General features: G+C 60.9%; 23 protein-coding genes. 10 read left to right on the top strand and 13 right to left on the bottom strand.

Going from position 1 to position 24,173, the window contains the following annotated elements; all coding sequences use genetic code 11:
* Positions 1 to 112: 112 nt before the first annotated feature.
* Positions 113 to 2,344, bottom strand: coding sequence for a catalase/peroxidase HPI (gene katG / locus GSF27_RS13855; protein WP_160970110.1), 2,232 nt, complete (start codon positions 2,342 to 2,344; stop codon positions 113 to 115).
* 165 nt (positions 2,345 to 2,509) lie between these two features.
* Here katG and GSF27_RS13850 point away from each other — a divergent pair, with 165 nt between their 5' ends.
* Positions 2,510 to 2,797 carry a hypothetical protein gene (locus GSF27_RS13850; protein WP_160970108.1) on the top strand — a complete coding sequence of 96 codons (288 nt, stop codon included), beginning with the start codon at positions 2,510 to 2,512 and terminating at the stop codon, positions 2,795 to 2,797.
* Between the two features lie 176 nt (positions 2,798 to 2,973).
* A complete protein-coding gene (locus GSF27_RS13845; protein WP_160970106.1) occupies positions 2,974 to 3,798 on the top strand; it encodes a sterol desaturase family protein in 825 nt (274 codons plus the stop codon).
* Between the two features lie 26 nt (positions 3,799 to 3,824).
* Here the strand turns inward: GSF27_RS13845 and GSF27_RS13840 are convergent, their stop codons facing one another.
* The 5 genes from GSF27_RS13840 to arsS all read right to left on the bottom strand — a co-directional run bounded on the left by GSF27_RS13840 (position 3,825) and on the right by arsS (position 9,164).
* Positions 3,825 to 4,649, bottom strand: coding sequence for a class I SAM-dependent methyltransferase (locus tag GSF27_RS13840; protein WP_160970104.1), 825 nt, complete (start codon positions 4,647 to 4,649; stop codon positions 3,825 to 3,827).
* A gap of 71 nt (positions 4,650 to 4,720) precedes the next feature.
* Positions 4,721 to 5,314 (bottom strand): TIGR04282 family arsenosugar biosynthesis glycosyltransferase, encoded by a 594-nt coding sequence (locus GSF27_RS13835; RefSeq protein ID WP_160970102.1) that lies wholly within the window; start codon positions 5,312 to 5,314, stop codon positions 4,721 to 4,723.
* Complete coding sequence (locus tag GSF27_RS13830; protein ID WP_160970100.1) at positions 5,311 to 6,024, bottom strand: TIGR04283 family arsenosugar biosynthesis glycosyltransferase; 714 nt, start codon at positions 6,022 to 6,024, stop codon at positions 5,311 to 5,313. Before GSF27_RS13830 ends, GSF27_RS13835 begins: the two co-directional genes overlap by 4 nt.
* Positions 6,024 to 8,210, bottom strand: a complete 2,187-nt coding sequence (locus GSF27_RS13825) for an FAD-dependent oxidoreductase (protein WP_160970098.1) — start codon at positions 8,208 to 8,210, stop codon at positions 6,024 to 6,026. Before GSF27_RS13825 ends, GSF27_RS13830 begins: the two co-directional genes overlap by 1 nt.
* A complete protein-coding gene (arsS, locus tag GSF27_RS13820; RefSeq protein WP_160970096.1) occupies positions 8,211 to 9,164 on the bottom strand; it encodes an arsenosugar biosynthesis radical SAM (seleno)protein ArsS in 954 nt (317 codons plus the stop codon).
* Between the two features lie 283 nt (positions 9,165 to 9,447).
* Here arsS and GSF27_RS13815 point away from each other — a divergent pair, with 283 nt between their 5' ends.
* Both GSF27_RS13815 and GSF27_RS13810 read left to right on the top strand, forming a co-directional pair.
* Positions 9,448 to 9,768, top strand: a complete 321-nt coding sequence (locus tag GSF27_RS13815) for a hypothetical protein (protein WP_160970094.1) — start codon at positions 9,448 to 9,450, stop codon at positions 9,766 to 9,768.
* 86 nt (positions 9,769 to 9,854) lie between these two features.
* The gene (locus tag GSF27_RS13810) at positions 9,855 to 10,493 is read left to right on the top strand and encodes a DoxX family protein (RefSeq protein ID WP_160970092.1); all 639 of its coding nucleotides are present in this window, start codon (positions 9,855 to 9,857) and stop codon (positions 10,491 to 10,493) included.
* Positions 10,494 to 10,514: 21 nt separating this feature from the next.
* Here GSF27_RS13810 and GSF27_RS13805 read toward each other — a convergent pair whose 3' ends face one another.
* From GSF27_RS13805 to GSF27_RS13790, 4 genes are read right to left on the bottom strand one after another with little or no spacing between them, the layout of a single operon-like run.
* Entirely contained in the window at positions 10,515 to 10,733 is a 219-nt protein-coding gene (locus GSF27_RS13805; RefSeq protein WP_160970090.1) for a zf-HC2 domain-containing protein, read from the bottom strand.
* Positions 10,733 to 11,338 (bottom strand): RNA polymerase factor sigma-70, encoded by a 606-nt coding sequence (locus GSF27_RS13800; protein WP_160970088.1) that lies wholly within the window; start codon positions 11,336 to 11,338, stop codon positions 10,733 to 10,735. Before GSF27_RS13800 ends, GSF27_RS13805 begins: the two co-directional genes overlap by 1 nt.
* 53 nt (positions 11,339 to 11,391) lie before the next feature.
* Complete coding sequence (nrtS, locus tag GSF27_RS13795) at positions 11,392 to 11,619, bottom strand: nitrate/nitrite transporter NrtS (RefSeq protein WP_237457561.1); 228 nt, start codon at positions 11,617 to 11,619, stop codon at positions 11,392 to 11,394.
* Between the two features lie 58 nt (positions 11,620 to 11,677).
* Positions 11,678 to 12,613 (bottom strand): LysR family transcriptional regulator, encoded by a 936-nt coding sequence (locus GSF27_RS13790; protein ID WP_160970086.1) that lies wholly within the window; start codon positions 12,611 to 12,613, stop codon positions 11,678 to 11,680.
* 131 nt (positions 12,614 to 12,744) lie between these two features.
* Between GSF27_RS13790 and GSF27_RS13785 the strand changes: the two genes are divergently transcribed.
* From GSF27_RS13785 to GSF27_RS13775, 3 genes are all read left to right on the top strand, one after another.
* The gene (locus GSF27_RS13785; protein WP_160970084.1) at positions 12,745 to 14,160 is read left to right on the top strand and encodes an acetyl-CoA carboxylase biotin carboxylase subunit; all 1,416 of its coding nucleotides are present in this window, start codon (positions 12,745 to 12,747) and stop codon (positions 14,158 to 14,160) included.
* 36 nt (positions 14,161 to 14,196) lie between these two features.
* The gene (oadA, locus tag GSF27_RS13780) at positions 14,197 to 15,993 is read left to right on the top strand and encodes a sodium-extruding oxaloacetate decarboxylase subunit alpha (RefSeq protein ID WP_160970082.1); all 1,797 of its coding nucleotides are present in this window, start codon (positions 14,197 to 14,199) and stop codon (positions 15,991 to 15,993) included.
* Positions 15,994 to 16,154: 161 nt separating this feature from the next.
* Complete coding sequence (locus GSF27_RS13775; RefSeq protein ID WP_160970080.1) at positions 16,155 to 16,811, top strand: carbonic anhydrase; 657 nt, start codon at positions 16,155 to 16,157, stop codon at positions 16,809 to 16,811.
* 155 nt (positions 16,812 to 16,966) lie between these two features.
* Here the strand turns inward: GSF27_RS13775 and GSF27_RS13770 are convergent, their stop codons facing one another.
* A complete protein-coding gene (locus GSF27_RS13770) occupies positions 16,967 to 19,474 on the bottom strand; it encodes an acyl-CoA dehydrogenase (RefSeq protein WP_160970078.1) in 2,508 nt (835 codons plus the stop codon).
* Between the two features lie 203 nt (positions 19,475 to 19,677).
* Positions 19,678 to 21,042, bottom strand: a complete 1,365-nt coding sequence (locus tag GSF27_RS13765) for an MFS transporter (RefSeq protein ID WP_160970076.1) — start codon at positions 21,040 to 21,042, stop codon at positions 19,678 to 19,680.
* 49 nt (positions 21,043 to 21,091) lie between these two features.
* On the opposite strand from GSF27_RS13765, the gene GSF27_RS13760 reads away from it, so the two are divergent.
* Both GSF27_RS13760 and GSF27_RS13755 read left to right on the top strand, forming a co-directional pair.
* Positions 21,092 to 22,222 (top strand): DUF2817 domain-containing protein, encoded by a 1,131-nt coding sequence (locus tag GSF27_RS13760; protein WP_160970074.1) that lies wholly within the window; start codon positions 21,092 to 21,094, stop codon positions 22,220 to 22,222.
* Positions 22,212 to 23,093: an alpha/beta fold hydrolase gene (locus GSF27_RS13755; RefSeq protein WP_160970072.1), complete on the top strand. Its 882-nt coding sequence runs from the start codon at positions 22,212 to 22,214 to the stop codon at positions 23,091 to 23,093. Before GSF27_RS13760 ends, GSF27_RS13755 begins: the two co-directional genes overlap by 11 nt.
* On the opposite strand, the gene GSF27_RS13750 is transcribed toward GSF27_RS13755, so the two are convergent.
* Entirely contained in the window at positions 23,044 to 23,601 is a 558-nt protein-coding gene (locus GSF27_RS13750; protein WP_160970070.1) for a TetR/AcrR family transcriptional regulator, read from the bottom strand. The two genes, GSF27_RS13755 and GSF27_RS13750, sit on opposite strands and share 50 nt — an antisense overlap.
* Before the next feature lie 167 nt (positions 23,602 to 23,768).
* Between GSF27_RS13750 and GSF27_RS13745 the strand changes: the two genes are divergently transcribed.
* Positions 23,769 to 24,173, top strand: a complete 405-nt coding sequence (locus tag GSF27_RS13745; RefSeq protein ID WP_160970068.1) for a VOC family protein — start codon at positions 23,769 to 23,771, stop codon at positions 24,171 to 24,173.

Genomic DNA, 24,173 nt, shown 5'->3' with positions numbered 1-24,173 from the left:
CCAAAAAGTTCGCAGGGCGATCTTTTTACCGCGTAGAAAAACGGCGACATATTGCTATGTCGCCGTTTCGTTTACATCACCCGGTTCCGGTCAGGCCGGCACCGCAACCGCATCAGATATCGAAGCGATCAGACTGCATCACCTTGACCCAGGCCGCGACAAAGTCGTCAACGAACCTCTCTTTGGCTGAGTCTACCGCGTAGGCTTCAGCCACCGCACGCAGCTCGGAGTTGGAACCGAAGATGAGGTCCACAGGAGTGGCGGTCCACTTCACCGCACCGCTGTCGCGATCACGACCTTCGTACAAGCCCATGCCCTTGTCAGACTTGGTCCACACGGTGGACATGTCCAGCAGGTTAACGAAGAAATCGTTGCTCAGGGTACCTGGCTTGCTGGTGAAAACACCGTTAGAGGAGCCGTCGGCGTTGGCATTGAGGGTACGCATACCGCCCACCAGCGCGGCCATCTCCGGCACACTCAGGCCCAGCAGGTCGGCACGATCCACCAGCATCTCTGCGGGTGACAATGCCGCCTCTTTACCGTAGTAGTTACGGAAACCGTCAGCCCTGGGCTCCAGGTATCCAAAAGAGACGACATCGGTCTGTGCCTGGGAGGCGTCAGTACGACCTGGCGCAAAAGGCACTTCCACATCGTAACCGGCATCTTTTGCCGCTTTCTCGATCGCTGCCGCACCGCCCAACACAATCAGGTCAGCCACGGAGACCTTGGTGTTGCCCCACTTGCCTTCGTTGAACTCCTTCTGGATGGACTCCAGCTTGGCCACAACCTTCTTAACTTCCGCCGGATTATTCACCGCCCAGTCTTTCTGCGGCGCCAGACGCAGGCGTGCACCATTGGCACCACCACGCTTGTCGGTATCGCGGAAGGTAGAAGCCGAAGCCCAGGCCGTGCGCACCAGCTCGGGTACAGTCAGGCCGGATTCCAGGATCTTGCCCTTCAGTTTCTTGACGTCACCTTTGCTGATCATCTTGTAATCGGCGGCGGGCACAGGATCCTGCCACACCAGCTCTTCAGCTGGCACCAGGCTGCCCAGGTAACGGGCGCGCGGCCCCATATCACGATGGGTTAACTTGAACCAGGCCTTGGCAAACGCCAGTTCAAACTCTTGCGGATTCTCCTGGAAGCGCTTGGCGATCTTGCGATACTCGGGATCCATCTTCAGCGACAGGTCAGTGGTAAACATGATCGGGGTATTGAACTTGCCTTTCACATGGGCGTCGGGAACGAATTTGGCCTGATCCGCATTCTTGGGGACCCACTGGATGGCGCCGGCCGGACTCTTCGACTTCACCCACTCAAAAGCAAACAGGTTATCCAGGTACTGGGTAGTCCAGGCCGTTGGGTTGGCAGACCAGGCACCTTCCAGGCCACTGGTGAAGGTGTCGGCGCCTTTACCGGTACCACACTTGTTTTTCCAGCCAAAGCCCTGCTCTTCGATATCGGCGGCAGCGGGCTCAGCGCCCACACAGTCAGCCTTCACCGCACCGTGCGCTTTACCAAAGGTATGACCACCGGCGATCAGCGCCACGGTCTCTTCGTCGTTCATGGCCATACGGCCAAAGGTGTCACGGATATCCTTGGCTGCAGCCAACGGATCGGGATTATGGTTGGGCCCTTCGGGGTTAACGTAAATCAGGCCCATCTGTACGGCTGCCAGCGGACGTTCCAGTTTTTTCTCACCCTTGCCGCGATCACCTTTGCCCTCGTAGCGGTGGGCATCATCCAGCCAGGTTTTTTCTGCACCCCAATAAACATGGTCCGCCTCCCAGTCGTCAGCACGACCACCAGCGTAGCCAAAGGTTTTGAAGCCCATGGACTCCATGGCCACGGTGCCTGCCAGCACCATCAGGTCAGCCCAGGAGATGTTTTCACCATACTTCTGCTTGATCGGCCACAGCAGCCGACGGGCCTTATCGAGGCTGACGTTATCAGGCCAGCTGTTGAGTGATTCAAAACGCTGCTGACCGCCACCGGCGCCACCGCGACCATCAAATACCCGATAGGTACCGGCACTGTGCCAGGCCATGCGAATAAACAGCGGACCATAGTGACCCCAGTCCGCTGGCCACCAGTCCTGGGAAGTGGTCATCAGGGTTTTCAGGTCAGCCTTGACTGCTTCCAGGTCGAGCGAGTTGAAGGCCGCCGCATAATCAAAATCAGCACCCAGAGGATTGGACGCAGCGCCCTGATCGCGCAGCTGGCTCAGGTCCAGTTGATCAGGCCACCACTGCATGTTGGTGGTTCCCTTATCGCCGGCAAATGCCGGGGCGGATGAGATCGCGACTGCCAGGGCAGCGGCGATGGGCAACGTTTTCTTGAACATAGGTTGGTCTCTCTGTGTTGTTTAGCGCCAACAGCATTGGCAGATTTTTTTGTTGTTAGCAGGCACCAAAATTTATATATCAACCAAACTGTCTAAAAATAATAGAAATGCCCTATCGTTATTTTAAGTACTATCAATTGTTAATTTACGGGCAACGGGCTTGCGATGCAGACCACTTTAAAAAATTACCCTTTACCTTTAGTTCATCCCGGACAAATATCAAGTTGCCATCCGGGCGGAATCAAACCCGTTAACGAAAACGACGCCCATAACATCGCTGCAAGCCGCAACACAGCATGCCACGCCCGTGCTATTGGATTTTTTTATGGCCTCAATTTAAAGAATCTAACTCCTGCTTACGTTTATGAAAGTTTTCGCAAACACCTCTTCTTACAACCAGCAAACGCCGCAGGCATGATTCAAGCCGACCTGTCGGTCGCAACACTTTGCTGACCTGCAGAGAAGCAATGTCGACGCATCAGGAAAGAACTCCGCGCCAGAACTCACGTTTTGCGTGTCAGAAAAAATACGGCCGGCGCAATAGCATCGCTACCGACGGAGCCACGTCGGTGCCATACTGAATACATCACACCCGCATAACCCCTTACACGACACAGCGAATCCAATGCATGAACTGGATCGAAAACGAAGGCTTCTGGCGACTGCTGATTTTTATTGCAGTCTTCATGCTTATGTATCTTCTGGAACGGCTGCGGCCACGACGTCACAATGACAGCGGCATACGTGCTTCACGCTGGCTGGGCAACCTGTCACTGGCGCTGATCAACACACTGGCCATAAGAGTGCTGTTCCCGGCTGCCGCAGTGGGCACCGCGCTGCTGGCGCAGCAACAGCAGTGGGGGCTGTTCAATCAAGCTGGCTGGCAGTCAGAGCACACACCGATATGGCAGTGGATCCTGTTGCTGGTACTACTGGACCTGGTGATATGGGCACAACACCTGCTGTTCCACAAAGTGCCCTGGCTGTGGCGTCTGCACCGTGTACACCACACGGATACCGAACTGGATGTGAGCAGTGCCCTGCGTTTTCACCCACTGGAAATACTGCTCTCCATGCTGATCAAGGCAGTCGTTATTGTGAGCCTGGGAATACCAGCGCAAGTGGTGCTGCTGTTTGAGATTATTCTCAATGGGTTGGCCATGTTTAATCACGCCAACATCGAGCTGCCTCCACCGTTGGAGAAACGACTGCGCTGGTTACTGGTAACGCCGGACATGCATCGCGTACACCACTCCTGGTACCAACAGGAGACTGATTCCAACTACGGTTTTAACCTGAGCTGTTGGGATCGCCTGTTTGGCACCTACGTGGCACAACCCCGTGACGGTCATCAACAGATGGCCATAGGGCTACTGCAGTTTCGTTCGGCCAAGAATCGTTCGCTGTTACGGCTGCTGATGCAGCCGCTGCGTCGCAGTGAATGGGAGCCCTGATCCGGCCCCGCAAGATTGGCCCCCTGTCAGGGCTTGATAAACTTCAGCGTCATGCGATCGCTCTCACCGATCGCAAGCCATTTGTCGCGCTGCTCATCACCGCCGCGCAGGGTGGGAGGCAGACTCCAGACCCCGTTGGGATGATCGGCGTTATCGTTGGGGTTGGCGTTGATTTCCGAGCTGGCCACCAGCTTGAATCCGGCTCGCTCCGCCATGGCGATCACAAACGATTGGTGCATATAACCGCTGGCTTCCATATCTGCAGCGGGGCGCGACTCCGGCAGGCGATGATCAACAACCCCCAGCATACCGCCGGGCTTCAGGGCTTTGAAAAACGCACTGAAGGCAGCCAGCACTTTCTCTTCACCGCCACCGCGCATATACCAGTTATGCACATTGCGGAAGGTGAGTACCCGGTCCGCCGTGCCGGCAGGTGCAATCTCCAACAGAGCTGGGGGACTGAAGGTAGTCACCTGCACCTGATCGTAGAGCCAGGGTGCAGCATTGAGCTTATCCCTGAAGGCTTCCACACTACGCTGGTAATAGCCCGGTACGCTGACATCAAACTGGGCGGCGTAGAAGGTGCCCTCATTACGCAACCAGGGCGCCAGTATCTCGGTGTACCAGCCACCGGACCCGGGCCAGATCTCCACCACGGTCATCTCTGGCTGCACCTCGAAGAACGCCAGCGTCTCCGCCGGATGACGGTAGCCATCGCGAGCCGACGACGCCTGCCGATGCTGGGCACCCAGTACCGACTGCAACGCTGTAGCGGCGTCCGAGGAAGACGCCGATACCGGCGTACTGATCACGCAGCTGGCGGCAAGGGCCAGCAGAAATTGTCTGAGCATGGAAAACTCCTGTTGTTTTTAGTGTGTCTGTCTACTACCGCCCCGACCGGATCAGGCCAGCACAACGTCCATTACAACCACTGCAGGTCTGCCGGCTCATCAATATCCCGCAGTGCCGGCCATTCGTAACAGCTCAGCCCCGCCGCCGCCATTCTCTGCCGGGTGAGATCTGCCACCTGCGCCGTGCTCCAGGGCATCGCGCTGAACAAATCGGCCTGCCAGCGGGCCAGGCCCAATAATACATAGCCGCCATCCAGCGCCGGAATCAGGCAACAGTCATACTCTGCCAATGACGCCGCAGCGTCCCGTAACAGTTCTCCGGTCAGCTGCGGGCAATCAGTGCCAATCAGCAACACAGGGTCACCGCCGGACAGCGCCCGTTGGGCAGCCCGTCCCATGCGCATGCCCAGGTCACCCTCGCCCTGGTCACTCCACTGCAGGCGGGTTGGCAGCGGCAGCTGTCGCCAGAGAGGATGATGGCGGGATGGCGCCGCGCACAACTCCACAGGGCCCACATTCGCCGCCAAGGCTTTCTGCAATGTCTGCAGCAACTGCTCTGTGGCCAACGCCGCCGCCCCTTCCTCGCCAAGCACGGTAACAAGACGGGTTTTTACCGCGCCAGGCAAGGGTGCCTTGGCAAACACCAGGATGCGCACCGGCATCATTCATACTCCCGCGCCAACGCCGACGCTGGCACCCCACGCCAGTAGCGCCAGCGCAGTCGCCACATCAAGCAGATGGTGCTGCAGACACCGCCCTGTTGCCAGCGGCGCCCGGAGGTCATCACCCGGCTGCGCAGGCAGCGGGGTGGCAACCTTTGCCGCAAGCGCCGACAGAGTTCGACATCTTCCATCAGCGGCTGCTGCGGAAAACCTCCCACCTCATCAAACAGTTCCCGGCTGATAAACAACGCCTGGTCACCGGTGGCGATACCGCTCACTCTTGAGCGTTGATTCATACACCAGGCTACCAGCCGCAACAGCGGTGAGCCTCCGCTGATCTGCACATCGAAACGTCCCCAGCCACAACCCTCCTGCAACGCCTGCAAAACTTCCTCATCCGCATTGTCCGGCAGTCGGGTATCGGCGTGCAGAAACAACAGCGCAGAGCCGTGACTGAAGGCGGCGCCCCGGTTCATCTGCAGGGAGCGACCCCGCTTGCTGCGGATTACCGGCCAACCCTCTGCCTGTGTCATCTGCAGTGAACCGTCACTGCTGCCACCGTCCACCAGCAGAATCTCACAGCCACGGCTTTGCCAGTGCCGCAGGTGAGACAACAGCGTCGGCAACTCATGCCGTTCGTTCAGCATGGGCACGACGATGGAGAGTTGGGGTTGCCGGGCCTCCTCACTGCCGTGTGCCTGTGCCGGTATCATCACCGCTCCCCTTCCTGTCGGGTGAAGCCGCTGCCACGACACCAGCTGTGATAGCGTTGTAACCAGGGCATCAACCATTGTGGGGCGTGTGCCCGGCTCCACTCGCCGGCGGCGTACTTGTTGGCTTCTGCCCAGGTGGGATAAACATGAATGGTGGCGAGGATTTTCTTCAACCCCAGCCCATATTTCATCGCCAGCACAAACTCTGCCAGCAGGTCACCGGCACGCTCCCCGACAATGGTGACACCGAGGATGCGATCACTGCCCGGCTCTGTCAGCACCTTGATAAAACCACGGGTGCTGCTGTCGGTAATGGCGCGATCCAGTTCAGCAAGACTATAGCGGGTCACCTCGAAGGGCTGCCCCTGCTCTCTGGCTTCCCTCTCACACAGCCCCACCCGTGCCACCTCCGGATCCACGAAGGTGGTCCAGGGAATAAGCCGGTAATCCACCCTGAACATCTTCAGCTGGCCGAACAGCGCATTGACCGCGGCGTACCACGCCTGATGCGCCGCCACATGGGTAAACTGAAAGGGACCGGCCACATCACCAGCGGCGTAAATGTTGGGCAGCAGGGTCTGCAACCAGGCATTGGTCTGCAGGCTTTTGTCGCAGGCTATGCCCAGCCCCTCCAGCCCAAAACCGGTCAGCCGGGCTTCGCGGCCGACCGCACAGAGCAGCAGGTCAAAAGCGATGGAGTACTGATCCCCCTCGCGCTCCACCATCAACCGCTGGCCGTCGGTTATCGTCTCGCAACGCAGGGCGCGGCAGTGGGTCAGCACCTTGACACCATCGGCCTGCAGGGACTCCTCCACCAGCGCCGACACCTCGCTATCCTCGCGCATCATCAATCGCGGTGCAGATTGCACCAGGGTGACCGACGAACCCAGGCGAGCGAAACATTGTGCCAACTCGCAACCAATAGGGCCGCCACCCAGCACCAGCAGCCGTGCCGGCGGCTCATCCATCTGCGCCAGCCGTGACCACAGGGTATCGCTGGTGACGTAATCACTCTCCGCCAGGCCGGGCAGATCCGGCAGCGCTGCCTTTGCACCAGTGGCCAGCACAATGGCCCGGCTGGTGAGTTGCTGCAGGGACCCATCCGGGCGTGTAATTTCCACCGTCCACGGATCCTGCAGACGCGCGTAGCCCTCCACTACATCAACACCCAGACCGCGATAGCGCTCGGCACTGTCATGTGGCTCGATGCGCTGAATAATGGACTGCACACGTTCCATCACCTTGCGAAACCCGAAGCGGGGTTCGATCGGCTCCAACCCATAACGCTCACCCTGACGCATACGCTGCAACTGCCGCGCCGTCTGTATCAGCGCCTTGCTGGGCACACAGCCGGTGTTGAGGCAGTCCCCGCCCATACTGCCCGCCTCTACCAGCGTCACTTTGGCCTTTACCAGCGCGGAGATGTAGGCCGTCACCAGGCCACCGGCGCCGCCGCCGATAACAATCAGGTTGCGATCGAAACGCCGGGGACGACGAAAGCCGGCATAGACCCGACGCCCCTGCAACCAGTTGAGCAGCCGTCGCGCCAGCAGCGGAAACAGGCCCAGCAGAACAAACGAGAACAACAACGCCGGCGAGAGAATACCGCCGAGGCTTTGCAACTGTGCCAACTGGGTGCCGGCGTTCACATAAACCAGGGTGCCAGCCAGCATACCCAGCTGGCTGACCCAGTAGAATGTGCGCGCCCGAATGGGCGTGAGACCCATGAGCAGGTTGATCAGAAAAAACGGGAACAGCGGCACCAGCCGCATGGCGAACAGGTAAAAGGCGCCGTCGCTGCGGACACCGTCGTTGATGGCCGACAGGCGCTTGCCAAAACGCTGCTGTACCAGGTCACGTAACAGGTAGCGTGACACCAGGAACGCCAGCGTCGCACCAATACTGCTGGCAAACGAAACCAGCAGCGTGCCCCACAGCAGCCCGAACAGGGCTCCGGCAGCAACGGTCATTACCGCCGCCCCCGGCAGCGACAACGCCGTAACGGCGATATAGAAGAGCAGGAAAAGCCCACCCACCAGCAATGGACGCTCCTGCCACCAGCGATCGAACTCCCCCAGCCCCTGCTGCAATCCCTCCAGGGTCAGCAGGCGCTGCAGGTCAAACCAGAAGAAGGCGGCCACCAGCACCAGCAACAGTGCCAACAGCAGCAGCTTCGGCGCTTTCATTTACAGCGCCCCGCCGCAGCTGCTGCCCTGACCGGCGGCACAGCCATAACAGTGGTCGCCGACACACACATCGTTGCCTTGCAGGTCCGCGGTTAACAGGTCCCGCAGATGCAGGGGCCGCGGAGCCGGCAGTGGCAATCCCAGCTGTTGATTGAAATCGCAGTCGTAGAGATAACCCTGCCAGTCCACACTGACCAGGGAGCGACACATCACCTGCTGCAGGTTGGCACTGCAAAAGTTCTCTTTCAGCAACGTCATGTAAGCCGAGAACTGACCGCGGGAGATCAGGGTGGAACCGAAACGGTTGATGGGCATGTTGGTGAGGGCAAAGAGCTGATTGAACTCAACACCAAAATGACTGCGCAGTTCACGGCGATAATCTGCCTCCAGTGCCAGCTGCGCCGGTGGCAGGGAGGGTCCCTGGGGGTTGTAAACCAGGTTCAGGAGCAGACCGCTGCCCTCATGGCCATAACCCAGGTGGTTCAATTGCTGCAGCCCGGCAATGCTGCGTGCGAATACTCCATCGCCCCGCTGGGCGTCGACATTGGTGGCCGAGTAACAAGGCAGCGACGCCACCACCTCTACCCTTCGGGAAGCTAGAAAGCTGGCCAGCTCCTCCTGCCCGGGCTCCGACAGGATGGTGAGATTGCAGCGATCCATCACCCGCACACCGGCTGCACAGGCGTCGTCTACCAGTTGGCAAAATCCCGTGTGCAGCTCCGGCGCGCCACCGGTGAGATCCAGCGTGGCAATTCCCCTTGCCTGCAATACCGGCACTATCTGGGCCAGCGTCTCCGCGCTCATCATCTCCGTACGGGTGGGACCGGCATTGACGTGGCAGTGGAGGCAGCGCTGATTGCAGCGGTAACCGAGATTGACCTGCAGTGTGTCAATCTTCTCTCGCTGCAGCGGCGGGAAATCGGTGATTTCCAGCAGCGGTAGTGTGTCGTGCATACCTTCCTCCCTGCCCACAATCCGCAGACGCTTGCCCCTGCGGACCGCCAACATTGACTGGCTTTGACATTCTGTTGGTCGTCCCTGAAAGAACCATCTTACACAGCACCGCAGCCACAGGGATAGCGTCACCAAAATCCGCCATGCAAAAAAATTATAGTCGCGCTGTAAGAAACCCCAACCTTCCGGCGACTATCAGGTACAACGCCGGTAACGCCCCGCCCCCGGGGACTGCGCAGGCATTGGCCAACAATTTTGTTGATACCCCGATAAGGAGATTGTTATGAAGAAACCACTGATCACCACCCTGGCCCTCAGCTCCACCGTTGCTCTGGCCGCTCTCTCTACCCAGGTCAGCGCCACCGGCAACCCGTTTGTGGCCGACCCGCTGCCCAGCGGCTACCAGCTTGCGGGTGACAAACCCATGGAAGGCAAGTGCGGCGAAGGTAAATGCGGCGAGAAAAAAGCCAAAACAGCGGCAGAAGGCAAATGTGGCGACAAAGGCAAAGCCGAAGGCAAGTGCGGAGCCAAAGAGAAAGCCGGCGAAGGCAAGTGCGGCGGCAAGGAAAAAACCACCGAGGGCAAGTGCGGCGGCAAGAGCTGATACTTTCCCTCTCAGCAGTGGCAGCCGGCCACTACCGGCCCGGCTGCCCGGCTTTTATCTGCCATAACGTTAGGGGGTTTGTACCCATGACATTACAGAAGCGTGTAAACGCTGCGCTGGATTACAGTCGTCGCGCCGACTGGCTGGGACCACTGGCGCTGCGCATTTACCTGGCGCCGATTTTTATTCTCGCCGGCTGGCACAAGCTCACCGCACTGGAGCCCACTGCCGCCTGGTTTGACTATCTAGGTTTGCCACTACCTATGACCCTGGCACTGCTGGCCGGGCTGACGGAGTTCATCGGTGGCTTGTCGCTGCTGCTGGGACTGGGACTGCGCCTGCTGGCAGTACCGATGATGGTGACCATGCTGGTGGCAGCGGTTACAGCCCACTGGGAAAATGGCTGGCACGTTCTCCCGGAATCGACACTCACGGTGCCCTGGGAGTGGCGCGGCGACCTCATCGCCGAGGCCCAGAGCCGTCGCGAGACTGCCCGCGAGTTGCTGCAGGAGTACGGCAATTACCAGTGGTTGACCGAGGCCGGCAGCATCACCATTTTAAAGAATGGTATCGAGTTTGCGGCCACCTACTTCATCATGCTGCTTATGCTGTTCTTCAGCGGTGCCGGCCGTTTCATCAGCGTTGATTACTGGTTAACCCGGCACTGGAACTGCGAGACACACGCACCGGAACCCCGGACCGCGTCCACTGCCGACGCCCAATAACGGTCACTCAAGCCCGGACCATCAATCTTCCCCGTCTGCCTTGCTGGCGGTATCGCCTGCCGCGTCCGGCTGGCGGGAGAAGTGGCGGGCGAAGTCCCGCAGGGCAACCACCTGGCGGGAGAAGTTGCGGCAACTGCCACACATCAGCAGGTGAGTACGCAAGGCCATTTTCTCGGCCGCTGTGAGCGGACGCTCCAGGGCATCGGACATCAGGCGGGTTGCACCCCGGCACTTCTTCATCACCGCTCACCCTCCTGAAACCAGCGCTTATCCAGACATTCACGCAACCGCAGGCGGGCACGGAACAGCATCACATGCAGGTTGCTGGTACTCACTTCAAGCGAATTACAGATCTCGTCACTTTCCAGCTCAAGGAATTCGCGCATCATAAACAAGCGCGCCTGTTTCACCGGCAGGCCATCAAGGCACACCTCGAACACGCGCCAGAAGTGTTCGCTTTTTACCGCCGTATCCGGCTCGGCCCAGCGATTGGGGCGATCCTCCTTATTCCAGTGCCCGCTCTGGTCAAACAGCCGCTCACCGGGGTCATCATCCTCCCCCGGCAAACTGACACCTTCCGCCATGCGCGCCCGCTGGCGGATGATATCGACAATCTTGTTTTTGAGGATAGCAAACACCCAGGTCTTTACCGCCGCACGGCGGGCAAAGGAGCCTGCGTTCTGCAGCGCACCGATCAATGCCTCCTGCACCGCGTCTTCTGCCAGCGACTCGTCCTGCAGCTGCATGCGGGCAAACTGCACCATCTGCCGCCGCAACTGACCGAGAAACTGCTCGTCCAACAGGTCGTTGTCAGTTACGTTGAGCGCCCCTCCCTGACCACTCATGTTTTTTTGCTCCCTTTCCTCACTGCTGCGTCCTTCCCCTTTATCACGGCTATTTATCCCCGCTTATCCCTGCGGATTTCATTACGGGCCGCACTGAAGGTGGCCACACAGTAAGGCACCAGATAATTGAGCAGGAATTGCGACCAGATAACACCGGCGCCCTGCCACAGTTGCTGGCCCTGATTGATCAAATTCAGCAACGTGCCCACCACCAGCGACACCTGCAGCGCGTTACGAATGATGGGCCACTGCATGGCCGCCCGACAAAACTCTCTCACCATCCCGGTCGCCTCCCGCCGCTATCGCGCTGCAGTGAACACTTATGCGCTATCCCGCCGCCTACTCGAAAATACCCGCCAGCTCCGCCAGGTGCGCCTGCAGGTAATTCAGGAACGCCTGCATCGCCGGTGTCGGGTGCTTGCCCTTGGGATAGACCGCACACCAGCTGCGGCGGATGGGGAAACCCTCCAGCTCCAGCGGCTTGATCAGGCCCAGTTTCAGCTCAGCAAGGATGCTCAACCGCGGCAGCACCGCCACCCCCAGGCCCGCCAGCACCCCGTGTTTGATGGTGTCGTTGGAACCCAGTTCCATTTTCGGTGCCAGCGTCAATCGCTGCTGCTGACAGAAAAGCTCCAGCGCCAGCCGACTGCCGGAGCCCGCTTCGCGCAACAACAAGCCGGAATCGAGAAACTGCTGCACCGTGAGATTCTTGCGGCTGTGCACCGGATGGTCCGGCGCCGCCACCGGCAGCAACTCGTTATCGAGAAACGGCAGCGACGCCAGTGGCCGGTTTTCGGGCACGATGCCCATCACCACAATGTGGTCCTGGTTTTCACCCAGGCGCCGCAGCGCCTCGGCGCGATTGACCACGCGGATATTGATATCCACATCCGGATGTTCCTGCAGGAAGCCTTTCAACAGGTAGGGCACCACATACTGGGCGGTACTTACCGCCACCAGGTTCAATTGCCCTGCCACCTGCCCCTGCATGGCTGCCAGGTCTGTCTGCAAGCTGCGCAGCTCGGCAAAGATCACGTCAATGCTGGCCGCCAGCTTCTCACCGGCAGCGGTGCAGAACAGCTTGCGGCCGATGTATTCAAACACCGGCACCTCAAGGGCTGCCTCCAGCTGGCGCATCTGGCTGCTGACTGCAGGCTGGGTCAAACCCAGCAGCTCACCGGCGCGGGAGTAACTGCCGGTTTTATACACCGCCAGGAATACCTGCAGCTGGCGAAACGTTATTCGGCTAACCAGTTTTTGTACGGTCAGAGGCATCTCGATCCACCCTTGCAAACAAAGGCATAAGTTATCACTTATGGAAAACCCAACAAATATGAATTTTACTTTATAGGCGCAGAACCTATCCTCTGTCTACTGATCGTTATTCGGACAGGGGGTCCCCCTACATGCTGAAAAAAATCCTCATTGCCAACCGCGGCGAGATCGCAGTGCGCATTATCCGCGCCTGTGCCGAAATGGGCATCCGCTCGGTGGCCATCTACACCGAGCCCGACCGCTACGGCCTGCACGTCAAACGCGCCGACGAGTCCTACTCGCTGGGCGAGGACCCCATTGCCGGCTACCTGGATCCCCAGCGCATCGTCAGTCTCGCCAAACAGGTGGGCTGTGACGCCATCCACCCGGGTTACGGCTTCCTCTCCGAAAACGCCGAGTTTGCCCGCCTCTGTGAACAGCAGGGCATCCGCTTTATCGGCCCCAAATCCGACGTCATCCACAAGATGGGTGACAAGACCCAGGCCCGCGACAGCATGCGCGCCGCCGGGGTACCGGTCACTCCCGGCTCCGAGGGCAACCTGAAGGATCTGGATGAGGCGCTGACACTGGCGGAAGAGATCGGCTACCCGGTGATGCTGAAAGCCACCTCCGGCGGTGGCGGTCGCGGCATCCGCCGCTGCGACTCCGCCGCCGAGCTGCGCACCCAGTACCCGCGGGTGATCAGCGAGGCCACCAAGGCCTTCGGCAGCGCCGAGGTGTTCCTGGAAAAGTGCATCGTCAACCCCAAGCATATCGAAGTGCAGGTACTGGCGGACAGCCACGGCAATGTGGTGCACCTGTTCGAGCGCGACTGCTCCATCCAGCGCCGCAACCAGAAGCTGATCGAGATCGCCCCCAGCCCGCAACTCACGCCCGAGCAGCGCAACTACATCGGCCAGCTGGCGGTGCGCGCCGCGCAGGCGGTGGGCTATGAAAATGCCGGCACGGTGGAGTTCCTGCTCACCGGCAACCAGGTCTACTTCATGGAGATGAACACCCGGGTGCAGGTGGAACACACCATCACCGAGCAGATTACCGGAGTGGACATTGTGCGCGAGCAGATTCGAGTCGCCTCCGACCTGCCCCTGAGCTACCGCCAGGAAGATATCAGCTACCGCGGCTTTGCCCTGCAGTTCCGTATCAACGCCGAGGACCCGAAGAACGATTTCCTCCCCAGCTTCGGCCGCATCACCCACTACTACGCCCCCGGTGGTCCCGGTGTGCGGGTGGATACCGCCATCTACACCGGTTACGAAATCCCACCCTACTACGACTCCATGTGCCTGAAGCTGGTGGTGTGGGCGCTGGACTGGCAGGACGTAATCGATCGCGGCCGCCGGGCGCTGGACGACATGCGCCTGCAGGGCATCCGCACCACCGCCACCTACTACCAGCAGATCCTTAACCATGCGGATTTCCGTGGGGCGGAGTTCAACACCAGCTTTGTGCCCGAGCACCCGGAACTGCTGCAGTACTCGGAAAAACGCCACCCCAGAGAGCTGGCGCTGGCCATAGCCACTGCCATCGCCGCCCACGCCGGCCTGTAACTGACTGTCGCACCCAGGGAATTCAGAGGACTTACCATGACCACTGCCAAGAAAATCGAAGTCACCGACGTTATCCTTCGCGACGCCCACCAGTCGCTGATCGCTACCCGCATGCGTACCGAAGACATGCTGCCCATCTGCGCCAAACTGGATCAGGTGGGCTATTGGTCGCTGGAAGTGTGGGGCGGTGCCACCTTTGATGCCTGTGTCCGCTTCCTCAAGGAAGACCCCTGGGAGCGCCTGCGCCAGCTGAAAGCGGCCCTGCCCAATACCCGCCTGCAGATGCTGCTGCGCGGCCAGAACCTGCTGGGCTACCGTCACTACGCCGACGATGTGGTGGAAGCCTTCGTGCAAAAGTCTGCCGATAACGGTATTGATGTGTTCCGTGTCTTCGACGCCCTCAATGACGTGCGCAACCTGGAAACCGCCATGCGCGCGGTGAAGAAAGCCGGCAAGCACGCCCAGGGCACCCTCTGCTACACCACCAGTCCCGTGCACACCCCGGCCACTTTTGTGGAGCTGGCGAAAAAACTGCGCGACATGGGCGCCGACTCCATCGCCATCAAGGACATGGCCGGCCTGCTCACCCCTTACGCCACCTATGAGCTGGTGAAAGCGCTGAAAGCGGAGGTCGACCTGCCACTGGCGCTGCACAGCCATGCCACCGCCGGTCTGGCACAATTGTGTCAGCTGAAAGCCGTGGAAGCTGGCGTAGATCGTATCGACACCGCCATCTCCTCCTTTGCCAGCGGCACCAGCCACCCCGCCACTGAGTCCCAGGTCGCGGCCCTGAAAGACACGCCCTATGACACAGGGCTGGACCTGACCCTGCTGAGCGAGATCGCCGACTACTTCCGCGACGTTCGCAAGAAGTACCACCAATTCGAGAGCGAATTTACCCGCGAGGATGTGTCGGTACAGATCAACCAGGTACCGGGCGGCATGATGTCCAACCTCGCCAACCAATTGAAAGAGCAGAACGCCCTGGACCGTATACGCGCGGTGTTCGACGAGATCCCCCGCGTGCGCGCCGACCTCGGTTACCCGCCGCTGGTCACCCCCACCTCACAGATCGTGGGTACCCAGGCGGTCTACAACGTACTCAGCGGCGAGCGCTACAAAACCATCACCAACGAAGTAAAGCGCTACCTGCAGGGTGGCTACGGCCAGGCACCGGCCGCGGTGGATGCCACTTTGCAGAAACGCGCTATTGGTAATGAAGCGGTGATTGACGGCCGCCCGGCCGACCTGCTGTCGGCGGAGATGGACAAGCTCACCAAAGAGATCGGTGAACTGGCCCTGAGCGCCGAGGACGTGCTCACCTACGCCATGTTCCCGGATCTGGGTCGGGAGTTCCTGCAGCAGCGTCAGGACGGCACCCTGCAGCCGGAAGCGCTGGCACCACCGTCTGACGGCAAAGCCAGCGGCGCCACCGCCACCGAATTCAAGATCGACGTCCACGGTGAAACCTACGAAGTGGCTATCACCGGTATCGGTGACGCCGGCAGCGGCAAGCGCAAGATCTATCTGTCGATGGACGGCATGCCGGAAGAGATCGTGTTCGAATCCCTCAACGAGTATCAGGCCGAAGGCGGCAGCAAGCGCCGCAAGGCTACCGAACCCGGCCACGTCACCGCCGCCATGCCCGGCAATGTGGTGGACGTGCTGGTGAAGGAGGGCGACGAAGTCACTGCCGGCCAGGGCATCCTGGTGACCGAAGCCATGAAGATGGAGAACGAGATCCAGGCCAATATCAGCGGTACCGTGAAAGCGGTCTACGTGGCCAAGGGCGATCGCGTTACGCCCGGTGAAGTTCTGGTGGAAATTGGCTGAAACCCAATTGGCTGAACCCGGTGAACTGGTGTCGCGTATAAAAGCGGCATCAGCCACATTTGCGGATTACAATCCGCCTCTGAATACCTGAACCTGCATACCTGAAATTGAAAGACTGAAACTGAAAGACTGAACCTGAGAGAAAAGAAAAAGGACCAGCCATGGAAAATATCGTCAAGGGCGTGCTGCACTTCCGCCAGAATGTCTACCCGGAACACAAGGACCTGTTCGGCACCCTCGCCACCGGCCAGAACCCGGACATCCTGTTCGTCACCTGCTCCGACTCGCGCATTGACCCCAACCTGCTCACCGGCACCAACCCCGGCGACCTGTTTATCTGTCGCAACGCCGGCAACATCATCCCGCCCCACAGCAACGAGACCGGCGGCATGACCGCCTCCATCGAGTATGCGGTGGCAGTGTTGAAAGTGCGCCACATCATCATCTGCGGCCACAGCGACTGCGGCGCCATCAAGGGCGCGCTGGACATGAGTTCCGTGGAAGGCCTGCCGCACGTGAAGGAGTGGCTGGGTCACTGCCGCTCTGCCATGGAGATTGTGCGCGAGCGCAACGATATCGAAGCCGGCTGCGCCATTGGCCACGATCACCTCAACGAAGCGATTGAAGAGAACGTACTGCAGCAGGTGCAGCACATCCGCACCCACCCAACAGTCGCCGCCAAGCTGGCCACCGGCAAGGTGCAGATCCACGGCTGGGTCTACAACATCAAGACCGGTGGTATCCGTTGCTGTGACCAGAACGATACCAACTTTACCGGGTTTGACGAGTTTTACGCGGACATTATTAAGGGGCTGTAACCCCAACCGCCCCAAAAGATCGCGCGGGGGACCGCGCTCCTACGATGTGTCGCTGCCCTTGTGGGAGCCCGGTGGCCCAGACCATCTCCTCTCCCGGCTGCGCCGAAATTCACCTTATCCCCCGGGCGATCTTTTCACACTGCCCGCCGCGATGACTAAGGAGTCGTATCGGCGGGCCGTGCCACTACTTGCCGCTTGCCCTCAGTAGCTTCCGCCAACTCCCGCAGCCCATCCGCGTCAAAGGCATCCACCCGGATCACGTCATAGAGCGCCCGCAGCGCCTCCAGCAGCCCTTCCCGCTCCTCCGGTTTCACCACGCCCCGGGCACAACCCCACTCCACCAGTTCGGCATATTGATGACCCAGTAGCATATCAATCGCTTCCGGCTCATCGTGCTCGCGCTCGCGAATGGCAGTGTGTAAACGCTCGCGCAGTGGGCGGGTCTCGTTGGCAAGGCGGTAGGCATTCAAGACTCGACCAAGGGCGTCATCCGGTTCGGTATTGAGGTAGCAACCACGCGCCACCCGTAAACGCAGTGGCGTGTCGCGCACAATACTGGCCGCCACTTCGCCACCCAGCTTGTCACCTGGACCCTTGTGACCAACGGCGCCCAGCGGAAACAGCAACAACCGCAGTGGCCAGCGCAGGCTTTTTACCGGGAAGTTGAGGATCAGGCGGTGCATGGCCAGCTGCAGATCCCGCAGGCAGCTCTGCAGGCACCACTCCACCAGCGGTCGCTGCTCCGCGGCATAGCCCTCTTCGTGCCACTGCTTGATCACCGCGCTGGCGTAGTAGAGCTGCACCAGGCAATCCGCCATCCGTCCTGACAGCCGCTGCCGTGCCTTCAGCGCCCCGCCGAGAGTCAGCAGTGACACATCCGTCAGCAGGGCAAACGCCGCCGAAAAGCGGCTCAACTGGCGGTAATAACGCTCAATGCCACCCGCCGCCGGCACCGCCTCCAGGCGCCCGCTGGTCAGCGCCCCCAGCCACGCCCGCAGACCATTGCGGGCAGTGTGGGCAAGGTGCCGGTAGAAGACACCGTCGAGTGCCGCCACCGCCTGGTCGCGATTCTCCAGACCAGCGGCCTCAATCTCCTGCACAATAAACGGGTGACAGCGAATGGCCCCCTGCCCGAACACCATCAGGCTGCGGGTGAGAATATTGGCCCCCTCCACGGTGATACCAATGGGCACCGCCTGGTAGCCGCTGGCGAGGAAGTTGCGCGGCCCGCTGATCACCGCACGGCCGGCCACCACATCCATGGCGTGATTGATCACCACCCGCATAAGGTCGGTGTTGCGGAATTTCAGCAGCGCCGACGGCACCGAGGGTTTTACACCGCGATCCAGCATTCCCACGGTCAGCAGGCGGGCGGCGTCCATCATAAAGGTGTACCCGGCGATGGGTTCCAGGGCTTCCTGCACCCCTTCGAACTGGCTGATGGTACGGCCGAACTGCTCCCGCACCAGCGCGTAGGAGCCGGTTGCCAGGCCCGCCAGCTTACCGGCACCGGTGCCCAACGCCGGCAGCGACACCGAGCGACCGATGGAGAGACACTCCAGCAGCATGGTCCAGCCCTTGCCCAGCATCGCCTGGCCACCGATCACCTGGGACATGGGGATAAACACCTCGTTGCCCCATGTAGGCCCGTTCATAAACACGGTATTCATGGGCAGGTGGCGGGCACCGACATTCACCCCTGCAGTCTCCCGCGGCACCAGCACACAGGTAACCCCGATATCCACCCCGCCGCCCAGCAACTTGTCCGGGTCGTAGACCTTGATGGCCAACCCGATCAACGTGGCAACAGGCGCAAGGGTGATGTAGCGCTTGTTCCAGGTGACCTTGAGACCCAGCACCTCCTCACCCTGCCACTGCCCCCGGCACACCACCCCCAGGTCGGGAATGGCACCGGCGTCGGAGCCTGCCACCGGTGAGGTCAATGCAAAACAGGGGATCTCTTCGCCACCGGCCAGACGCGGCAGGTAGTGCTGTTGCTGCTCGTCAGTACCGTAGTGCATCAGCAACTCACCGGGACCGAGAGAGTTGGGCACCATCACCGTCACCGCCGCCGACACACTGCGGGTGGAGAGTTTCATGACGATCTCGGAATGAGCGGTGTGGGAAAAGCCCTTGCCACCCTGCTCTTTGGGAATCAGCAGCCCGAAGAAACCGTTATCGCGGATAAACTGCCACACCGGCTGCGGCAGGTCGTAGTGTTCCTGGGTGATGGCCCAGTCGTCGAGCATCCCGCACAGGGCTTCCACCGGGCCATCGAGGAATGCCTGCTCTTCGCTGCTGAGGGTGGCCGGCGCGGTATCCAGCAGCCGCTGCCAATCCGGCTGGCCGGAGAAGAGCTCACCGTCCCAATCCACCGTGCCAGCCTTGAGTGCCTCGCTCTCGGTTGCGGACAGTTTGGGCAGTCGCCCACGTACAAACCCAAGCATAGGGCGGCTGACCAGCTCCCTCCGCCAGCGCCCCGGCAACACCAACACCAGGCTCAGCCCAAGCAAGGCACCGCCACACACCAGGCTGATAAGCCCGAAACCATCCAGCGCCCAACCCGCCAGCGCGGCGACCACCAGCACCGCAGCGGCGGTGGACCCCGCAGCTCCCAGATAAATCAGCACCAGCGCGCTGATAAGCAACAAAAGCACACTCACCGCATCACCCTCCCTATTGCCCGCAATTGCATGGTTGCAGCTATAACCTTGGGTGATGGAACAGAGGCTTGCAAGTTGCCCGCTGGGGACAACACGACAACAGCCAGTCATCCTGAGGGCCATCCGGCAGCATCGCAACGGCGGTTTACGGCGCGCTGTCAGGGGGTACAAGGGCCACCAGAGCCTTACCGGCTCGCAGGCCTTCAGGTGGCGTCCGGACTTTTGTGATCCCGCAGCCGCACCAGGCAGATCGCCCCTGACACTCCCACCAGCACCAGCGCACAGTAGACCGGCACCATGGTGTCGCCAAAGTTCAGCGCCAGCAGACCCGCCACAATAGTGGCTCCGGTAGCCTGCCCCACCATACGTGAGGTGGTGACCACGCTGCCGGCGGAGGCCGAGCGTTTGGTAGGCGCCGAGGCGATGATCAGGCGTGCATTGGGGGAGAAAAACATGCCGAACCCGGCACCGGTGATCCACAACCGCCACACCATATCGAAGCGCGATGCATCCGCCGGCAACAGGGCGATGGTGACCAGCCCAATGGCAGCCACGCACATGCCCGCACTGCAGAGATAGACCACCGGGATGCGGTCAGAGAGGTATCCGGAGGTGGGGGCAATCATCACACTGGCCGCGGCGTATCCCGCCACCACACCGCCCACCTCCGCCGGCGACAGTCCATAGCTGTGCTGCAACATAAACGGCAGGAACAGCAGCACAGTCATGGAGGCCAGCACAGCACTGAAGTTGGAGAGCAACGCCAGCGCCATGGGCAGGCGAGCCAACAGATCCACCGGCAGCACCGGCTGCGGTACGCTCAGTTCGTGTTTCACAAACCACCAGGCCACCGCACCGCCCGTTGCCAGTACTGCAACCGCCAGCCACAGACTGGGCCCGTGAGTCGTCAGCTCCAGGCCGCCGATCAGCAGCCCGAAGGTGAGCGCACAGAGCGCCGCACCGAGCAGGTCAAAGGGCTCCATGTGGGGGTCAGGGTCGGGCATGGCACGACTGAGCAGCAGCGCCAGCATGGAAAACGGAATGGCAGCAGCGAACACCCAGGGCCAATCCGCCACCGACAACACCAGACCACCCACCACCGGTGCCAGCGCCGAACCACTGGCATTGGCAATGGTGTTAATGGCCAGCCCTTTCCCCAGCTGCTCCGGTGGGTAGATGGTGCGCACCAGCCCAAAGGCGACGCTCATGGCCGCGGCGGTGCCTATGCCCTGCAGGGAGCGGGCCATCACTAACGAGAGGAGGGAGTCGGCGCTGAAACAGAGCAGCGCCGCGAGGCTGTGCAACACCAGGCCGCCGCAGTAGAGGCGCCGGTAACCGATGCGGGTGCCCAGCGCCGCCAGTGGCATCAGCGCCATGGCCAGCACCAGCTGGTAGGCCGTCACCACCATCACCGCTTTGGAGCTTTCGATGCCCAGCTCCCGGGCAATGGTGGGCAGTGCGATATTTGCAATATTGGCGTCAATCATCAGCATCAGGCCGCCGCTGCAAACCCCGAACGCCGCTACTGCGCGGCGCGGCATGGGCAAACCCCGATGTAATTCTGTCACGCTCTTCTCCCCGAACACTGGCACCTGACACAACAAACGCCCGGCAAAAATGAGCACTATTCTTCAGAAATTCTGTCGTATTTCAAACCGCAGTCTTTCTGCAACCCGATTTTGCTATGCTAGCGCGAAGCCCTGCGCTCTGCCCGCAAGCCGTCATTCACGGAGTACTACCATCACCGACACCGCACTGCTCAACCGTCTGCACGGCCTGCACAGCATCACCTCGCCGCACCTGCGGGTCAGCAAGCTGGCCGATGTGGAACACCAGGGCCAGACCTACCCGATCCACGCCATGGCGCTGGGCTCGGAGTCGGAGGATGTGCCCTGCCTGGCGTTTGTCGGTGGCGTACATGGCCTGGAGCGGGTGGGGGCCGAAGTGGTGGTGGCGTTTATGGAGACCCTGGTACAGCGACTGAGCTGGGACGATTCACTGATCTCCGGACTGGAGCGGTTGCGGGTGCTGTTTATCCCGCTGCTCAACCCGGTGGGTTACGCCCGCGGCACCCGCAGTAACGGCAACCATGTGGACCTGATGCGCAACGCGCCCATCGACGCCGAAGTGCGCCCGCCGTTTCCGGTGGGCGGGCAACGGGTGTCCCGTCGCATTCCCTGGTACCGGGGCAAAAAGAACGCCCCCATGGAGAAAGAGGCGCAGGTGCTGTGTGAATTTGTGCAGCGCGAACTGTTCCCCGCCCCCTTCAGCCTGGTACTGGATTGCCACTCCGGCTTCGGCTTTGAAGACCGTATCTGGTTTCCCTACGCCTGCAGCCGCGAGCCCATTCCGCACCTCGGCGAGACCTACGCCCTGAAACAGTTGCTGGAGCAGACCTACCCCCACCTCAACTATGTGTTTGAGCCCCAGGCGCTACACTACACCAGCCACGGTGATCTGTGGGACTATCTCTACAGGCAGTCGCTGGCGACCGGCAACCCATTCCTGCCGCTGACCCTGGAGATGGGTTCCTGGCGCTGGGTGAAAAAGAACCCCCGCCAGCTGGCCAATATCGACGGGCTCTTCAACCCGGTGGCACCCCACCGCCTGCGACGCGCCCTGCGCGGCCACATCGTTTTAATGGAGTTTCTGATTCGCGCTGTACGCGCGCACAACAAGTGGCTGCCTGCTGACGAGCGCGCCCGGCAACTGCAACAGGAAGCCCGGAAGTTTTGGTATGAACAGTAACTCTGGTATGCACACCAATAGTCAACAACCCCTGCTGCCCGTGCGCCACGGGCGCCGTTGGGTGCTGCTGCGCGGACTCGGTCGCGACAGTCGCCACTGGGGAGAGTTTATCGGCATCATGGCGGAGGCCTTCCCCCATGACGACTTTATCTGTGTCGACCTGCCCGGCTTCGGCCGGGCGCGTAACTTCCCCGCACCGGACAACATCGCTGCGATTGTGGAGTTTGTGCGCAAGCAGAGTGAAGAGCTGCTGGTGGATGGACCGGTCAACCTGCTGGCCATCTCCCTCGGTGGCATGGTGGCCGCCGACTGGATGGCCCGCTACCCCGATGAAATCAGCCGTGCCGTGCTGATCAACACCAGCAGTACCCTGAGCCCGCTGTCGCAACGCATCGCCAAACCGGCTCTGCTGCAGTTGCTGGGCAGCGCCATGCTGGCGCGCCTGCTGCGCCGTCCGGAGTTACTGGAGAAGCGGGTAGCCCAATGGGTTATCAATCGCGAGGAGAAAAGGTCGCTGATCGCTGAGCGCTGGGCCTCGTTTTACGGCGATAGCAGGATCAACCTGCGCGGTCTGCTGCGGCAACTGCAGGCGGCGTCGGCCTTCCAGCCCGCCATGGTTACCCAGCCGGTACTGCTGCTGCGAGCACTGGGTGACCGCCTGGTGAGCCCTGCCTGCAGCACCGCGCTCTATGTCCACTGGCGCAGCAGCAACCCGGCCACGGAGATGCACGCCCACCCCGGCGGCGGTCACGACCTGCCGGAGGACGCGCCGGCGTGGATCGCGCAACAGATCCGGCAGTGGCTGCACGCCGGACAATCCTTCAGCGCCGATAATGAGACAGCAGCGAGCGAGCCATATCGCGGGCCGTGAGGGCCGCATCCGCATTCCCCCCCGCCTGGGCGGAGACAATAGCGCCATCCATCAACAGCGCCAGCCGCTCCGCCAGACCAGCACGACTGACCTCCGGCACGGTTGGCAACCATTGCTCCAGTAGCTGGCGCACACTGGCCTTGTGCTGACGGGTGCAGGCCAGGATGGCCGGGCTCTCCTGCGCGTACTCGGCACTGGCATTGATAAAGTTGCAGCCGTGAAAGTCCCCGCTGTGAAACCACTGGTGCAACAGGTCAAACACCTGCAGCACCGGCTCTCCTTCAGCCGCCTGCAGGTGTCGCTCCATGGCCTGCAGAAACTGATCATGACGGCGTCGCAATACCGCCAATACCAACTCCTCCTTGCTGGCAAAATGCTTGTACAGCGTTGCCTTGGACACCCCGGACTCCGCCAGGATGCGGTCGATACCGGTAGCGTGATACCCCTCTGCACTGAACAGGCGCTGGGCGGTATCCAGCAACAGTTCGCGACGCGGCTGCGCAGCCATGAGACCTCCCCACTTCATCACTTTGGCGTCAGTATAGCCCTCCTTCCTTGACATAGACAGATCTGTTCACCTAACCTTGCCAGGAAGGGTGTACAGATCTGTACACCCCCAACGCCCAGGCGTCAGCCATGACACCACTCATCACACACAACAAAGGGATTTGCCCTATGTCCGCCATCACCCAGGGTCTACACCACCTCGGCCTTACCGTTTCCAACTGCCGCCGCACAGCCGACTTTTTCTGCCAGCAACTGGGGTTCCGGGAAGTGGGAGAGAAGCCCGATTACCCAGCCGTTTTTGTCAGTGATGGCAGCGTGATGCTGACCCTCTGGCAGGCGCGGGATACCGGCCCGACGACAGCTTTCGATCGACACCACAACATCGGCCTGCACCACTTTGCCCTGCGGGTGGCAAATATCCCCGACCTGCACGACCTGCACCAGCGCCTGAGCGAGTTGCCGGAAGTCAGCATTGAGTTTGCACCGGAAGCGCTGGCCGGCGGGCCAGCAGCCCATATGATGTGCCTGATTCCGGACGGCCTGCGGGTTGAATTCATTGCCGTGCCGGGGTGA

It is taken from the genome of Pseudomaricurvus sp. HS19 (assembly GCF_009857815.1).
Lineage (GTDB): Bacteria > Pseudomonadota > Gammaproteobacteria > Pseudomonadales > Cellvibrionaceae > Pseudomaricurvus.
The sequence above is the reverse complement of the archived record's forward strand: the minus strand, read 5'-3'. Positions and strand labels throughout refer to the sequence as shown.